The organism is Brucella lupini (genome assembly GCF_002252535.1).
GTDB lineage: Bacteria > Pseudomonadota > Alphaproteobacteria > Rhizobiales > Rhizobiaceae > Brucella > Brucella anthropi.
Genome location: NZ_NNRN01000053.1, coordinates 360876 through 375869, shown reverse-complemented (window position 1 = coordinate 375869; position 14994 = coordinate 360876). Strand labels below are relative to the sequence as shown.

Genomic DNA, 14994 nt, shown 5'->3' with positions numbered 1-14994 from the left:
TAATCCAGTAACTCAGCCCTGCTGATAAAGCGAGTAGGCCTCCTCGCCGCTCGCATTCTTATGAATAATCGCCATCAACCCACGCACCACGGCGCTTGGATTGGCATGCTGATATATGTTGCGTCCATAGACCATGCCCATTGCACCTTGCTGCATCAAGGCTGCAGATTTTGCAAACACTGCGGAGAGATCTTCCTTACCGCCGCCACGCACCAGCACCGGACAGCGCGCCGTCTCTACGACACGATGGAAATCCTCTGCATTTGTTGTCGGATCTGCCTTGATGATGTCAGCTCCCATTTCGCGGGCAAGCCGCGTAAGCGTCACGATCTTGTCGGCGTCACCATCGACCATGTAGCCGCCGCGCTCTGTGACTGGCTGCATGACGAGCGGTTCGATCATCAGCGGCATACCGTATTTTTCGCAATCTGCCCGGACGCGGGAAATGTTCTGCACGCATTGACGAAAGAGGTCTGGCTCGTCCGGCAGCATGAAAAGGTTCACCACCACGCAGGCCGCATCCATCTGCAACGCTCCGATCAGCGGATCGGCCTCGTTCTGCAGCACAGCCCACATGTCGCGATGGCGAATGCGGTTATAGGGATTGCCCATATCGAGACGCATAACCAGAGCCGGTTTATCCTTGCCGGGAACATCCTGCAGCAGATCGGCCTGACCATAGTTCATCTGGATGGCATCAGGCTTTGCGTCGATCAATGCCTTGATGACAGCTGGCATATTCTCCAAGCCGTCGAGAAAAGAGGGCTCATTGCACACGCCGTGGTCGACAGCCACATCCAGACAGCGACCGTTGCCGAACAGCCGGTTCATCCGGACTTTGCGGTTTTCTCGCATAATTCACTCCTTTGTTCGTTCCTTGCGGAAAGGGTTTCTGCGGCGACGCCGTGGCGCTCGCGCATGAGGGTTAGAAATCGCATCAACTCTGCGTCGCGGTACTTTGGCGACCAGTTTTTCTCCGTCGCCAGCAAATCAAGCACGGCCTCGGTCATGGAGAGAGACAGTTCGCCGGAAATCGCCAATGTCGTGCGCCGCAAAAGCAAGTCATCGAGATGCTCGATCGCTTCGGTACGGATAAGATATGAAAGCTCCCGCCTGCTGTAGGCGGCATTGGGCAAGGCATAATCCGCCCCCTCCGCGATAAAGTGGGCGATTTCGGTGGCATCCGTACCGTAGCGCTTGAAAAGTATTTCAACGCGGTCTGCGGGAAGTCTGGTGGCGGTAGTCAATTTTTCGATCCAGATTGCACGATCTTTCGGGAATGCGCGTCCACCGCCTATGGCACGTTCCGTCGTGTCGATCCGTCGCGACAACCCCAGCCGCTTCAACGCCATGTCAGCAGCCATTTCGCCAAAGGAGCGAAAAGTTGTCCATTTTCCGCCAATCATGCAGAGTACGGGAGGACGGTTATCCTGCCCTTCAAGCACCGTGCAGAAATGGTCGCGTGGGATACGGCCCGTAAAACTGTCGTTGCTGGCTGGCAGCGGGCGCACGCCTGCGAACTGGAAGACAATCTCCTCAGGACGTATTTTGATCTCTGGCAGCACGAAAGCGAGCGATTGCAAAATGTAGTCCCGTTCGTCTGCCTCGCAGCGCACGGTGCCGGGATCGTCGACGCGGATATCCGTCGAGCCGACGAGAACTTTGCCGAGATAGGGAAACAGGATGCAGATGCGTCCGTCCTCGTTCTCGTAATAGATCATGTGCCCATCAAGACTGTCACTGAGAGCGGGATTATCGACAATGAGATGCGAGCCTTTGGTGACCCCCATCAGCGGGGCAGGTTGTGCCTCGTTCGGAAACAGTGTGCCATTCGCGATATCGATCCAGCCACCCGTCGCGTTGATGACCAGCCGCGGCTGGATAGAGAGTGTTTCGCTGGAAATACCGTCGAATAACTGAAAATCACCACCGCCACTTTCACAAATTGCCGCATAGTTCAGCGCCTTGGCATTCGGTCCAGCTGAAAGGCCGTCGCGCAGAAGCTCGACCCCAATCCGCTCTGGATGGCTGACCCAAGCATCGAAGTAGGTAGCGGAACTGCGGATCGCGGGATTGAGCGAAGGCCATTTTGCAAGTGTCGTTTTGCGACTGCGAAAACGGTGTTTTGGCATAAGCGCTCGTTTGCGCGTCAGAAAATCGTAGATACCTAATCCTGCTTTGATGGCGATTGCACCACGCCGGCTCGGACGGCGCGTAAGCCCCAGAAAACGTACAATCCCATTTCCTAACCCCGAGAAAATGTCGAAGATCGGAACGGTTGTCGGTAGCGGCGCGACATAGTGGGGAGCATTGCGCAGCAATCTGTCACGCTCGACAAGGGATTCCTTCACGAGGCTGAACTCGCCATTCTCCAGATAACGCAAACCACCGTGAACCATACGTGAAAGCGCAGCGCTGGCGCCCGAACAATAATCGGACTGCTCAACCAGCAGCACGTTCACGCCCTGCAGCGCAAGCTCACGGAAAACGCTGAGCCCGTTAATGCCACCGCCGACGACACAAACGTCCACCTTCGGGCTCTGGCGGAGCCCGTCTAATATCTCTTTTCGGTTCATGATGGCCGTCCGTTATCCGTCCATGTTAACCAGTTGTGCCGAAATGGCCGTGTCGATAGCCGCAAGGTCATCGGACGAAAGCCGGAGCCTTCCTGCCTGCGCATTGTCGAGCGCCTGCGCTGGATTTCTCGCCCCGCAAAGTGCGAAGGTCACTCCCGGCTGCGCCAGCGTCCAAGCAATCACGATCTGGGCTATCGTCGCGCCATGGCGATCGGCGACCGGCTTTATAGCCGTCGCAAAATCCTTTGCCTTCTGCCGGTTGGCAACGGAAAAGCGTGGATTGTCCTTGCGTTGATCGTCCCCGGAAAACACACGTTCCGGTCCGATCATGCCAGACAGAAGACCAAGCGCGAGTGAGGAATAGCTCAACGTCGATACATTGTTTGCAGTGGTAAGCGGCAGCAAGTCTTGCTCGATCTCCCGATCGATCATGCTGAACCGCTCCTGGATCGCATCGAGCGCGCCAGTCTGGACATAGTGCTCCAGTTCCGACCGATTGACGTTGCTGGCACCAACAGCCCGGATTTTGCCTGCCTGTTTCAGGTCATCAAGCGCCGCGACGGTCTCTTCGATTGGTGTCGTCGGGTCCTGCCAATGAGTGATGTAAAGATCGATATAATCGGTACCAAGGCGGCGCAAACTTTCTTCCACCTCGTGGATGATCGCATCCCGCCCCAGATAGCGATGGACTGGCTTTCCATCCTGATCGAAGAAGTGCTTACCTTTCCGGGTATGCCAGACGAGGCCGCATTTGGTCGCGATCACCGCCTTGTCGCGGCATCCGGCAATTGCCTTGCCGACAATTTCCTCAGATCGTCCGAGGCCGTAGGCCGGCGCCGTATCGATCAGCGTCACGCCAGCATCCAGCGATGCCTGGATAGCTGCGATGGATTGGGCTTCATCCGTTCCGCCCCACATCCAGCCGCCTATAGCCCATGTACCGAGACCGACTGCGGACGCCCTGACGCCGGAGCGCCCGATTTCGCGGATCAACTGTTCGCCGCTCATGCGAAATATCCTTCTTGGGATGCAAGTTCGAGAATGCGGGCGCCAGTCGCTTCGTCGGTGACGAGCGTATCGAGATGATTGCCGCGAAGAACACTCAGGATAGATTCGGCCTTGTTCAATCCGCTGGCGACACCGATCTTCGTCGGGATGTGCGCAAACTCATTCAGCGTAAGCGAGACCAGCGCACGGTTGAGGCTATAGTTGCAAATCCGTCCCTCCACATCGAGCAGATGGGCGAGAAGTTCCGCACTGGCACCGGAATGCTCGATAGCCGTCCGGTCTTCACTCGACGACGGGTGCAGATCGTAATAGGTCGAATCCGTACTGACGATAGAGCCGATACCGACGATGGCCACCTTGGCCTCCCTCGCCCGTTGGAAAACGTCAGCGACAGAGCGTATGTTCATCAGCATAGCGCGCTGCGCAGCATCATCTGCGAACAAGGGCGCATGTATCTGATAGGAATGCCCTCCGAGCTTTTCGGCCATCAAAGTCGAGACGTGATTGACGTCAGTATAGTGCTTCCCCTGCACACAGCCCGTTGCTGGAATAACCTCGACATCGAAACGGCGTGGGGCCTGAATTCCAGCGACCACGGAACTCACGCCCTTTCCGCCAGTGATGCAGATCGTGTCACCATCGGCGATTTCTTCAAGAAGCAGGCGGGCAGCGGCTTCCCCCACCGCCAGCAAAGCCGTTTGCGGGTTGTCGGATGCGGTCGGCACAACGATGGCGCGGCTAATGCCACCAAGCGCCAGCAATCGTTCTTCCAGATCGATAAGAGGCTCGACCGGCGACTTGATCTTGATTTCTACAAGTCCAAGCTGGCGGCCGCGTTTGATGAGCCGATTGACAGTTGCGTGAGAAATCCCGAGCTGGTCCGCAATCTGCGCCTGCGTCAACCCTTCCAGAAAATGCAGGACGAGAGCCTGATGCATCTGGCGGGCAACGACGATTTCCTCACGTGGCGCTGTTGTTCTTGGTTTCAGTTTAGCAATGGGCATATCAGGACGCCTTCCGCTTGTGCAGGAAATGGTCGATCGAAACAGCGGCAAGAAGAATGCAGCCCTTGATCATGTCCTGCCAGTACACCGAAACATTGAGAAGGATCAGCGAGGATGTGACCAGCGAAAGCAGAGCCATGCCGAGAATAGCGCCAAGGATAGTACCTGAACCACCGCTGAGCGATGCACCGCCGATGACTGCCGCAGCGATAATATTCAGCTCCATGCCAACACCAAAAGTAGGCGTAGCAGCACCGAAGCGGGACATATAAATGACGCCTGCAACACCGGCGAGCGTCGAGCACAACACCGTAACCCAGAATTTGACCTGGTTCGTCTTTATGCCTGAATAGAGCGCCGCTTTCTCATTGCTGCCGGTATAGAACACCTTGCGAAAGGCCGTGGCGCGACGGAGCAGGAAGTCGAACAGAATGACGACGGCGACGAAAATCAAAATGACATAGGGGATGCCATAGAATGTGCCCTGCCCCACCGCTTTGAAGCTTGGCGGCAGCGTGAAAAGCGACAGCGGCGTTCCTTGGGTGATGATAAGGCAGAGGCCACGCACAATTACCATGGCTGCCAGCGACGTGATGAAATGGTTGAGGCCAACGACGGTTACGAAGAATCCCATAATGCCGCCGATGGCTGCGCTCGCCGCAATGCCTACAAGCGAAGCCGTCCATGGATCGAGCCCAGCCAGAAAGAGTGCACCGGAAAGGACCATGGAGAAACAGACCACCGAGCCCACCGAAAGGTCGATGCCCCCGACAATCAACAGGATCGTCATCCCCACCACGACGATGCCTTCCACCGAGAAACTCATCAACATCGCACGAAAATTGCCGAGCGTCAGAAAATGCGGTGACGCAAAACTCATCACCACGGCCAATGCCAGAATGATCGCAATCAAACCGGCTTCACGCATGGTTCCTATGCGCCTTATCGACGAATTTTTTGGCGCAGCCGCTGCCATTGTGTCGATTGCCATTTCACCCTCTCCCATTTTCTTTTCATGCGGCATGATGCGATGCCCGTTCCGCGCCAACGCCTGAAGCAAGAAGGATCACTGCCTCTTCCGACATGGTGTCCGCAGAAAGCTCTCCCGCGATGTGCCCTTCCCGAACGACGAGCACGCGGTCAGCAAGCCCAAGCAGTTCCGGCATTTCCGACGAGATGACGATGATGCCGATGCCGGAGAGCGCAAGCTCCCGCAACAGGCGATGAATTTCCGCCTTCGCGCCGACATCTATGCCCCGTGTCGGCTCATCCATCAGAATGACTTTGGGCTTTACCGCCAGTTGCTTGGCGATTGCCACTTTCTGCTGATTGCCGCCTGAAAGTGATTTCACAGGCGCTTCGATGCCACCCATGCGCACGGAAAGCCGTTTCGCAAAATCCTCTGCAAGTGCAGCCTCGGCTCGACCGTTCAGAAGTCCGGCGGCATTGGTCAATGATTTCAGGTCCAGCACGGAAATATTCTGCGCGATGGACATCTCCAGGAATACGCCAGAACCTTTGCGGTCTTCTGAAAGATAAACAATGCCGGCCTTGGCTGCGTCGGAATATGAACTGATCTTCTGTGTCTTGCCATGGAGGCGAACTGTTCCCGCAGTGCGTGGACGAAGGCCGCAGATACCTTCGGCAATCTCCGTTCGCCCCGATCCGATAAGGCCACCGACACCAAGAATTTCACCTTTGCGAACGGCAAAGCTTACGTCATTAAAGCGCACGCCATCGCCGATGCCGTCGACTTCGAGAATAATTTCGCCTGCCGCCTCGTGTGATCCAAGCTTATCCGGGTAGAGCTGCGTGATCTCTCGTCCTACCATCCGACGCACCACATCGTCTGGTTTCACATCTGCAATGCGATCGGTGCATACATAACGACCATCGCGGAAAACCGTCACCCGGTCGCAGAGGCTGAAAATCTCGGCCATACGGTGACTGATATAGATGATGGAAATACCGTTTGCCTTGAGATCACGGATAATCGAAAAGAGCTGCTGTGCCTCGGTTTCGGTGAGCGCAGCCGTCGGTTCATCCAGAATCAACACACGGCAGTCGAGTGTCAGCGCTTTGGCGATCTCCACGAGCTGCTGGCTAGAAATCGGCAAGTTGGCGACCTTCTGCCGAACATCGATAGCCGCCAGGCGGTTCATCACGATCTGCGCATCACGTTCCAGCACGCGGTAATTCATGAACGGTGAACGACGGCGATTGGTCGTTGCCATAAACATGTTTTCGGCCACTGTCGCGTCCGGGCAAAGCGCTATTTCCTGATGCACCAGACCGATACCAAGCGATTGCGCCACGGCGGGGGAGGCAATGTGAACGATTTTGCCGTCAATGCGTATCTCACCTTCAGTCGGCTGCAAAACGCCAGCGATAATGCTCATCAGTGTCGATTTACCAGCACCGTTCTCGCCGCAGAGCGCATGGACCTCCCCACATTCAAGCCTGAAATCCACTTGCGTCAGCGCCTTCACCGCTCCGAAATGCTTGGTTACACCGTGAATGGTAAGCACCGGTTCAGCCATCTTTTTCCTCCCTCTTCATTCCAACCATCCGCACCACAGGGCGCGGATGGCTTCTTGAACGGAGCCTATTCCTCAATGCCCTTAGTACCGCGACGCTTCAGATATTTGTCCCAATAGAAGTCGTCCGCGTTTTCTGCGGTCACAATCGAGAGGCCATTATCGACAACGGGAATGCTCATCGGGTTGAAGCCGGAACGCTTGGCGTCATTCATCGGGTCGATCAGTTCCGGATGCTTGGCAAGCCACAGCAGCATGAAGCCCATATAGCCCTGCATGCCCTGGTTCGGATTGATCGAACCGAAGACTTCACCAGCCTTGATCATGTCGAGGATGTTGGCGTTGACGTCGGCACACATGACGAGAACCTTGCCACCGGCTTCCTTGTTCGCCTGAGCAGCTCCAATTGCGGAGTTGGCCTCCGGCATGAAAACCGCGCCTAGGTTCGGATTGGCCTGAATGAGGCTCGACAGCCCCTGATACGCTTTCGTCGGGTCCTGATTGGAAGCAGCACGACCAACCAGCTTCATGTCCGGCCACTTCTCCTCCATTCGGGCGATGAAAGCTGCAATGCGCTTGTCGTGATTATCCTGTCCCGGATTTTCAAGAACAGCATATTCGCCCTTGCCGCCCATTTTCTGGGCGATGGCATCGGCCGCATAGGTGCCTTCTCGTGTGTTGTCCGAAGTGATGAAGGACACACGCTTCGACAACGGAGAATCTGCTGCGAATGTGACGACCGCCGTACCCTGATCGATCGCCCGGTTGATGGGCTCGATGAACGGGTCGGAGTTCATCGGATGAACAAGAATACCAGCTGGATTCTGCGCCAACGCCTGATCGAACGTGGCGATCTGCTTGTTCACGTCATATTCCGGTGTGCCAGTATATTCCGTCTCGCAGCCGAACTGCTGGCCAGCCTGCTTGAACATTTCATAGACGGGAAACCAGTATTCAACGCCAGAAACCATGACGTTCATCACATATTTTTCGCCCGGTTTACAGCGGAACGGATTCTCGGTCTCGGCTGCCGTTGCGGAACCGGCCAGAAGCGTTGCCGCAAGAACCGCCATTGCGGTCGTGCTCAGAAATTTGCGCAAGTGTCCTCCTCGAGGCCAAAGCCCCTCCCAAACGCGCGGAAAGCGTCCCAAAAAACGCCGTTGATCTTTATGAAGACCGGCCCTCCTCCTCGAAGACCGGTATTGATAGCTAATCGCAAAGAAACGCGACTGTCAATATAATTCAGTATATGAAATATATTTCACACTATTTGTTCATTTCGCTTATAGTCAAGCTGGATCGGTGGCGAAGCGCATATTTGGTCGATGAAATTTTTGACACTGACCGCGTATTCCTTACTTCTGAAAATGGCGGCCACTTCCGACATGATCGGCTTTCCGATTATTGGACGGAAAACCGTATTGGGCATGTGCACGACGTTTCTCACCACGCCCGGTATGACTGATATACCGGCACCCAGCGACACCTGTGTCAGAACAGCAAGAAGACTGCCCGGCTTTGCAATAATCCTCGGAGTGAAACCTCCTCGTTTCGCGACTTCATATGTGCCCGCCTCCTGTTCCGGCAGAATAAACCGGCTTTCCGCAAGAAAAGCGTACTGGTCCTCCACCTCAGCAACCGCAAGCCGATGGTCAGAGGGCAGCGCCAGACAAAAATAGTCTCGTAGCAAAACATGGACGCTGAGTGACGGTGGGAGCGTCATCGGCATACGGACGAAGCCAATGTCGAGATGCCCGCCTTCAATGAGCTTCGGTAGATCCTCCATCGGAAATTCGCGCGAATGAAGCTCCACTTGGGGCCAATCATGCGAGAAACGACTGATTTGCATCTGCAAGGCTCCGGCATAAGCCGCCGAGCCGACATAGCCAATTTCGATCCGCCCGATCTCCCCTCGTCCAGCTCTGCGGCCGACACTTTCCGCCTTATTGAATTGATCCAGCACCAATCTCGCTTCCTTCAGAAACACCTCACCCGCGGGAGTGATTGCGACTGAGCGTTTGGTTCTGAAGAAAAGTTTCGTACCGAGCCGCCGCTCGATTTCCTGTATCTGAACCGTGAGCGTCGGAGCCGCAATGTTCAACCGTTCTGCCGCTCTGGAAAAATGAAGCTCCTCAGCGAGTGTCAAAAAATAACGAAGATGCCTGAGGTCCATGAGTGGCTCCAATAATTAGGTAAAAGCTAATATTATCTCAAAACACCACGAATGAAAGAAATTCAAACATCCTGTTTATTGGCACCTCAAATGTAATGAAGGAAGTCCAATGTCCGCCCATTCTGTCAGAATCATCGCCTCGTTGACCGCAACGATGACCCTCGCCGCAGCCTTCCCGGCATTGGCAATCGAATTGCCGACAAAGCCTTATCTTACCCTCGAAGCTGCCCGCTCCGTCGTAGCTGCTGCCGAAAAAGAAGCGACAGCGAACGGCTGGCCCTGCGTGATCTCAGTCGTCGATGCAGAAGGTCTGCCGATCCTCACGATACGCATGGACAACGCGTCAGTACCCGCTGGCGTCGAGCTCGCGCCCGGCAAAGCTCGCACAGCCGCGCTTTTCCGTCGGGAAAGCGGTGCTCTCGAGGATGCTATCAACGGGGCACGCCCTGCCGCTATCACGGCGCGCGGTTTCGTGCTCATGCGCGGAGGAGTTCCAATCACGGTGAATGGTACGATTGTTGGCGCCATTGGCGTATCAGCCGACACACCCGATCATGACCAGCAGATTGCGAAGGCTGGTGCGGCAGCATTGACAACCAAATGACAACCGTCCTCGCATCCGCGCCGCGCGTTACCAATTCAACTTTCATTTTGCTGACAGCCTCGACCGGTTGCGCAATGACCGTGCTGGACACAAATGTTGTCGCGATGGTCCTACCGACCATTGCACGGGAATTTTCGGCAAGTTTTGCTGACGTAGAGTGGGTCATCAGCACTTATGTCCTTTGCTTCGCGTCGCTGCTCTTGCCAGCTGGCGCTCTAGCCGACCGGTTCGGGCGTCGCACTGTTTTTCTGATTGGAATTGGTGCGTTCGCATTCTCATCCTGGCTTTGTGGTGTAGCAGATTCAGCCACTTCACTTTACCTTGCTCGCGCGTTGCAAGGCGCCAGTGCCGCCTTCCAGCTCGCGCCTGCGCTCGCGATCATTGGCCATACGTTCCATCGCGATGAGGAGCGTAACCGTGCATGGTCAATCTGGGGCGGCATCATGGGCCTGACCATGGTGCTGTCACCGATTATCGGAGGCCTTATCGCCCATAGTCTCGGCTGGCGCTGGGCATTCTACATAAACATACCTATCGGCATTGTGTTGGCACTGGCTACGCTGCGTTCCATCACCGATTCAAAAGATGAAAATGCGCGGCGCGTTGATCCAATCGGCATCGTTGCATTTGCGAGTACAATGTTCGGCCTCACATGGGGACTTATCAATGGACAGGCACATGGCTGGACCTCTTCAACCGCGATTGCAGGATTTGTCGGCGGCTTGGCCGGTCTGGCTATTTTCTTGGTTGCGGAGACTGTCCAGCAGCGTCCGATGCTCGATCTCAGCCTATTTCGCAATCCTCGCTTTATAGGCGGGGTTTGGGCGATGTTTGCCTATGCAGCCTGCGCTCAAGTGATGGCGTCCATGCTGCCGCTATTCCTTCAAAACGGCTTCGGTCAGCCGCCATTGCAAGCTGGTTTTGCCATGCTTCCATTTGCAAGCGCGATGCTGATCTTCCCCAATGTCGGGCGTTTTCTCGGAAAGAGAATGTCGTCACGGGAAATTCTGTCCTTTGGACTCATGATCGTGGGTATCGGTAGTCTTGTGACAAGCTTCGGCGCACATTCCGGCACCTGGTCTATCGTTATGTCCGGTATGTTTCTGATTGGGAGCGGTGGCGGCTTGCTGAATGGTGAAACCCAGAAAGCGATCATGAGTACCGTTGCACGCGACCGTGCCGGGATGGCATCGGGCATCAGCACAACCGCCCGATTTACCGGCATTCTGTTGGGCTTCGCAGTCCTGAGCGGAGTGCTGGCAAGTGCTGTTCGGACTCACTTAATGCAAACGGGCTGCAACGATCCGACATGCAGTGGAAATTTTGCTGACGCGATAGTCGCGGGCGACTTGCCTAACGCACTTGGTATGGTCGCACCTTCAGCGAGGATTGCCGCAACCGAACTTGCCATGCGAGGTTATTCTGCCGGCTTCTCGGTTGCAATTCTGGTTTCTGCAATCGTGGCCATCGCCTCCTCGCTTTTGGTCTACTGCCTGATGAAACGACAATAGCTTTCAGGCGAGAAGCTCTATTCTTTCTTGTATAGCGTGCGCGACCGCTCAAGATGGCGGAGCATGGCAGCCTCGGCGCGGTCCGCATCCTTAGCCGACAAGCAATCCAATATTTCCTCGTGTTCAACGAGGGTATATTTCTCTTTGCCAGTCCAGATAAGCATATGGGTGTGATACTCTTTCAGCCAAGCGAGCATAGCTTCGCTTACTGCGACCAATATTGGATTGCCAGCAATTCTAGCTATCCGGACATGAAACTCCATATCGGCAGCGATGAATGCGTCTGCATCACCGAGCGATTTCCGCTGCCGTTCGATGATCTCCCGCAGCTCGGCGATATCATCTTCCGTTGTCTTCTGTGCAATCTCGCGAACAATACCGCGCTCGAAGAAAATTCGCGCGCTCTTCAAATCTTCCAGCGTGTCCATTGATTGCGCAATCATGATCTTCGCAGTCGGATCCACCTGCTGAAAAATCGACTTTGCCGTCAACTTCAAAACCTTGGCACGCTCACCATGCGAGATGCTGACCAGTCCCATCTTGGCAAGTGACTGCATCGCCTCGCGGATCGCGGGACGTCCAACGCCAAAACGCTCCATCAGAACGCGCTCGGACGGCATCTCGTCGCCCGGCGTCAATTCACCGGAAGTAATCATGTTTTCGAGCCGGTCGAAAACTTCGTCGGATAGTTTGCGGCGAATGATGGGTTCAATTGCTTGGGTCATTGCGTCTCACTGCTCATGAGCTTTTCTCCCTTATGCATCTTCAAATGCTCTGAGGAAAGCCGTTACCCACACTCTCGCGACCGGTTAACAATTTTCCGCTTGCAGATATTGGAATACTCATTATACCAGTTCGCACTCAAACACCATGCGCTTATTGCAGGCGCAACGAAAACCATGAGTGACGACAATTCCGATGAACATCTGCTTGACCTATCGCATTGAGACAACCGGCAGCATCGAACAGATGGCCGCCAAGATCGCGAGCGATCAGTCGACCGGCACTTTCGTCGCCGTTCCGGGTGAGACGGAAGAACTGAAGGCGCGGGTTGCAGCACGTGTTCTCGAAATTCGCCCGCTTGAAGACGCAACGGTGCCTGCATGGCCGGAGCTTGAGCCAGGTCACGGGCCGATCAAGCGCGCCGATGTCGATATTGCCTTTCCGCTTGATGCTATCGGCACCGATTTAGCAGCGCTGATGACAATTGCCGTTGGCGGCGTCTATTCGATCAAGGGCATGACAGGCATCCGCGTTGTCGACATGAAGCTGCCGGAAGCCTTCAAAGGCGCGCATCCCGGCCCACAATTCGGCATTGCCGGAAGCCGTCGTCTGACAGGCGTTGAAAAGCGTCCGATCATCGGCACCATCGTCAAGCCAGCACTCGGTCTGCGTCCACATGAGACAGCAGAACTCGTAGGCGAACTGATTGAGTCTGGCGTCGATTTCATCAAGGACGATGAAAAACTGATGAGTCCGGCCTACTCGCCGCTTAAAGAGCGCATCGCCGCGATCGTGCCGCGTATTCTCGATCACGAACAGAAGACCGGCAAAAAGGTGATGTATGCTTTCGGCATCTCCCATGCTGATCCCGACGTCATGATGCGCAACCACGACATGGTGCTGAAAGCTGGCGGCAATTGCGCCGTGGTCAACATCAACTCGGTTGGCTTTGGGGGCATGAGCTTCTTGCGCAAGCGCTCGGGCCTCGTGCTTCATGCCCATCGCAACGGTTGGGACATCCTGACCCGCAACCCAGGCGCAGGCATGGATTTCCGCGTTTATCAGCAGTTCTGGCGGCTGCTCGGCGTCGATCAGTTCCAGATCAACGGCATCCGCGTGAAATATTGGGAGCCAGACGAAAGTTTCGTCAATTCGTTCAAGGCCGTCAGCACGCCCCTGTTTGATCCGTCCGATTGCCCGCTTCCTGTCGCCGGTTCCGGGCAATGGGGTGGACAGGCACCGGAAACCTATGAGCGCACGGGCCGCACGACAGACCTGCTTTATCTGTGCGGCGGCGGCATTGTCAGCCATCCGGGTGGCCCGGCTGCCGGTGTTCGCGCTGTGCAGCAAGCATGGGAAGCAGCAGTTGCGGGTATCCCGCTTGAAACTTACGCAGTAGATCACCCCGAACTTGCAGCCTCGCTCGCAAAATTCGGGAAAGGTGGCGAGTAATGTCACAGGCTTCCAACGAATTACTGCTGTCTTACTACGGCGATGATCTGACCGGCTCGACCGATGTTATGGAAGCCATGGCTTCCAACGGCGTCGACACTGTACTGTTCATGAATGTGCCGGATGAAGAACTTCTTTCGCGCTTCTCGCACTGCAAGGCTATCGGTCTTGCAGGCACCAGCCGCAGCGAAACGCCTGAATGGATGCAGGAAAATCTCACGCCAGCGTTCAACTGGCTTAAAAGCCTGAATACTGCGATTGCGCATTACAAAGTCTGCTCAACATTCGATTCCGCACCTCATGTCGGCAATATCGGTAAGGCCGTGGAAATCGGCAAAGCGATCTTTAATCAGGCCTATGTGCCGTTGATTGTCGGTGCGCCGCAGCTCAAGCGTTACACATCTTTCGGCAATCTGTTCGCCGCCTATCAGGGCGAAACCTATCGTATCGACCGCCATCCCGTCATGAGCCGCCATCCGGTCACGCCCATGCATGAAGCAGACCTGCGCATGCATCTGGCTAAGCAGACCGCACTGAAAACGGTGCTTGCTGATCTCGTAGCGCTTTCAGCCGCAGATGCAAATGACTGCATAAACGCGATTGTCAAAAATGCGGACGGCATGTTGCTGTTCGACGTCGACAGCCATGAAAGCCAGTTGCAGGCAGGCGAGCAGCTCTGGCGTTTGCGTTCCCGCGACGGCTGGTTTGTCGCTGGTTCGTCGGGCGTTGAATATGCGCTTCTGGCCGCTTGGGCCAAGGCCGGACTGATTGGCGCTAAAAAGGAATTTCCGCTTCCCGGCAAGGCTGACCGCATCGCGGTCGTTTCAGGAAGCGTCTCACCGACGACAGAACGTCAGATTCGTCACGCGACCGCGTCAGGCTTTACCGGCATTGATCTCAACCCACTCGATCTTCTGGGTGAGAATGGCAATCAGGCAATCGAAGCTGCCATTGCTGACGGCCAGAAAGCGCTCCAGCAGGGCAACAGCGTTATCCTCAACACCGCCCTTGGTCCGTCGGCTGACCGAGGTACAGAAATCGATAAGATTGCAGGCAGCCGCCACAAGCTGGCCCGCAGCCTCGGCTTCATCCTCCGCAGCCTTGTCGAGCGCGAAAGTCTTACCCGCGCAGTCATTGCAGGCGGCGACACTTCCAGCCACGCATTGCGTGAATTGCATGTCGATGCACTCACCACGCTTTTGCCGCTTCCACAAACTCCGGGGTCGCCGCTTTGCACGGCACACGGCGCTCACGCCGCCACCAACTGCCTCCAGATTGCCCTCAAGGGCGGTCAGGTCGGTTCTGACGGTTATTTCAGTCAGATTCGCGACGGCCTGACCGCTTGAATCTGGAATACTCATTGACTGGTTATACCAGCTACGCTACCAAAAGTCTGGGAAGGAACT

13 protein-coding genes are annotated in these 14994 nt (G+C 55.6%); 4 read left to right on the top strand and 9 right to left on the bottom strand.

The features are described 5' to 3' along the window. Nucleotides 1-12: 12 nt before the first annotated feature. The 8 genes from CES86_RS18605 to CES86_RS18570 form a co-directional block, all read right to left on the bottom strand. Nucleotides 13-855 carry a class I fructose-bisphosphate aldolase gene (locus CES86_RS18605; RefSeq protein ID WP_010661042.1) on the bottom strand — a complete coding sequence of 281 codons (843 nt, stop codon included), beginning with the start codon at nt 853-855 and terminating at the stop codon, nt 13-15. Beyond that, nucleotides 828-2576 (bottom strand): glycerol-3-phosphate dehydrogenase/oxidase, encoded by a 1749-nt coding sequence (locus tag CES86_RS18600; RefSeq protein WP_029927920.1) that lies wholly within the window; start codon nt 2574-2576, stop codon nt 828-830. Before CES86_RS18600 ends, CES86_RS18605 begins: the two co-directional genes overlap by 28 nt. Before the next feature lie 12 nt (nt 2577-2588). After that, the gene (locus CES86_RS18595) at nt 2589-3584 is read right to left on the bottom strand and encodes an aldo/keto reductase (protein WP_029927922.1); all 996 of its coding nucleotides are present in this window, start codon (nt 3582-3584) and stop codon (nt 2589-2591) included. Then, on the bottom strand, nt 3581-4588 hold the full coding sequence (locus tag CES86_RS18590; RefSeq protein WP_029927924.1) for a sugar-binding transcriptional regulator: 1008 nt from the start codon (nt 4586-4588) through the stop codon (nt 3581-3583). The genes CES86_RS18595 and CES86_RS18590 overlap by 4 nt, the downstream gene beginning before the upstream one ends. A gap of 1 nt (nt 4589) precedes the next feature. After that, nucleotides 4590-5579: an ABC transporter permease gene (locus tag CES86_RS18585; RefSeq protein ID WP_167387129.1), complete on the bottom strand. Its 990-nt coding sequence runs from the start codon at nt 5577-5579 to the stop codon at nt 4590-4592. A 22-nt stretch (nt 5580-5601) separates the two neighbouring features. Then, nucleotides 5602-7128, bottom strand: a complete 1527-nt coding sequence (locus CES86_RS18580; RefSeq protein ID WP_029927928.1) for a sugar ABC transporter ATP-binding protein — start codon at nt 7126-7128, stop codon at nt 5602-5604. A 65-nt stretch (nt 7129-7193) separates the two neighbouring features. Continuing rightward, entirely contained in the window at nt 7194-8225 is a 1032-nt protein-coding gene (locus CES86_RS18575; protein ID WP_010661036.1) for a substrate-binding domain-containing protein, read from the bottom strand. Between the two features lie 161 nt (nt 8226-8386). Continuing rightward, nucleotides 8387-9298 carry a LysR substrate-binding domain-containing protein gene (locus CES86_RS18570; protein WP_029927931.1) on the bottom strand — a complete coding sequence of 304 codons (912 nt, stop codon included), beginning with the start codon at nt 9296-9298 and terminating at the stop codon, nt 8387-8389. Nucleotides 9299-9407: 109 nt separating this feature from the next. On the opposite strand from CES86_RS18570, the gene CES86_RS18565 reads away from it, so the two are divergent. After that, nucleotides 9408-9902, top strand: coding sequence for a GlcG/HbpS family heme-binding protein (locus CES86_RS18565; protein ID WP_029927934.1), 495 nt, complete (start codon nt 9408-9410; stop codon nt 9900-9902). Next, complete coding sequence (locus tag CES86_RS18560) at nt 9899-11413, top strand: MFS transporter (protein ID WP_029927936.1); 1515 nt, start codon at nt 9899-9901, stop codon at nt 11411-11413. The genes CES86_RS18565 and CES86_RS18560 overlap by 4 nt, the downstream gene beginning before the upstream one ends. A gap of 17 nt (nt 11414-11430) precedes the next feature. On the opposite strand, the gene CES86_RS18555 is transcribed toward CES86_RS18560, so the two are convergent. Beyond that, nucleotides 11431-12138 (bottom strand): transcriptional regulator NanR, encoded by a 708-nt coding sequence (locus tag CES86_RS18555; RefSeq protein WP_010661032.1) that lies wholly within the window; start codon nt 12136-12138, stop codon nt 11431-11433. Nucleotides 12139-12331: 193 nt separating this feature from the next. On the opposite strand from CES86_RS18555, the gene oiaX reads away from it, so the two are divergent. Both oiaX and CES86_RS18545 read left to right on the top strand, forming a co-directional pair. Then, nucleotides 12332-13588 carry a 3-oxo-isoapionate-4-phosphate decarboxylase OiaX gene (gene oiaX, locus CES86_RS18550; RefSeq protein WP_029927938.1) on the top strand — a complete coding sequence of 419 codons (1257 nt, stop codon included), beginning with the start codon at nt 12332-12334 and terminating at the stop codon, nt 13586-13588. Further along, complete coding sequence (locus CES86_RS18545; RefSeq protein ID WP_029927940.1) at nt 13588-14934, top strand: four-carbon acid sugar kinase family protein; 1347 nt, start codon at nt 13588-13590, stop codon at nt 14932-14934. Before oiaX ends, CES86_RS18545 begins: the two co-directional genes overlap by 1 nt. Nucleotides 14935-14994: the final 60 nt, after the last annotated feature.

Coding starts and splice junctions, on each gene's coding strand:
- CES86_RS18605 (WP_010661042.1), bottom strand. CDS start 855: ATGCGAGAAAACCGCAAAGTCCGGATGAACCGGCTGTTCGGCAACGGT.
- CES86_RS18600 (WP_029927920.1), bottom strand. CDS start 2,576: ATGAACCGAAAAGAGATATTAGACGGGCTCCGCCAGAGCCCGAAGGTG.
- CES86_RS18595 (WP_029927922.1), bottom strand. CDS start 3,584: ATGAGCGGCGAACAGTTGATCCGCGAAATCGGGCGCTCCGGCGTCAGG.
- CES86_RS18590 (WP_029927924.1), bottom strand. CDS start 4,588: ATGCCCATTGCTAAACTGAAACCAAGAACAACAGCGCCACGTGAGGAA.
- CES86_RS18585 (WP_167387129.1), bottom strand. CDS start 5,579: ATGGCAATCGACACAATGGCAGCGGCTGCGCCAAAAAATTCGTCGATA.
- CES86_RS18580 (WP_029927928.1), bottom strand. CDS start 7,128: ATGGCTGAACCGGTGCTTACCATTCACGGTGTAACCAAGCATTTCGGA.
- CES86_RS18570 (WP_029927931.1), bottom strand. CDS start 9,298: ATGGACCTCAGGCATCTTCGTTATTTTTTGACACTCGCTGAGGAGCTT.
- CES86_RS18565 (WP_029927934.1), top strand. CDS start 9,408: ATGTCCGCCCATTCTGTCAGAATCATCGCCTCGTTGACCGCAACGATG.
- CES86_RS18560 (WP_029927936.1), top strand. CDS start 9,899: ATGACAACCGTCCTCGCATCCGCGCCGCGCGTTACCAATTCAACTTTC.
- CES86_RS18555 (WP_010661032.1), bottom strand. CDS start 12,138: ATGACCCAAGCAATTGAACCCATCATTCGCCGCAAACTATCCGACGAA.
- oiaX (WP_029927938.1), top strand. CDS start 12,332: ATGAACATCTGCTTGACCTATCGCATTGAGACAACCGGCAGCATCGAA.
- CES86_RS18545 (WP_029927940.1), top strand. CDS start 13,588: ATGTCACAGGCTTCCAACGAATTACTGCTGTCTTACTACGGCGATGAT.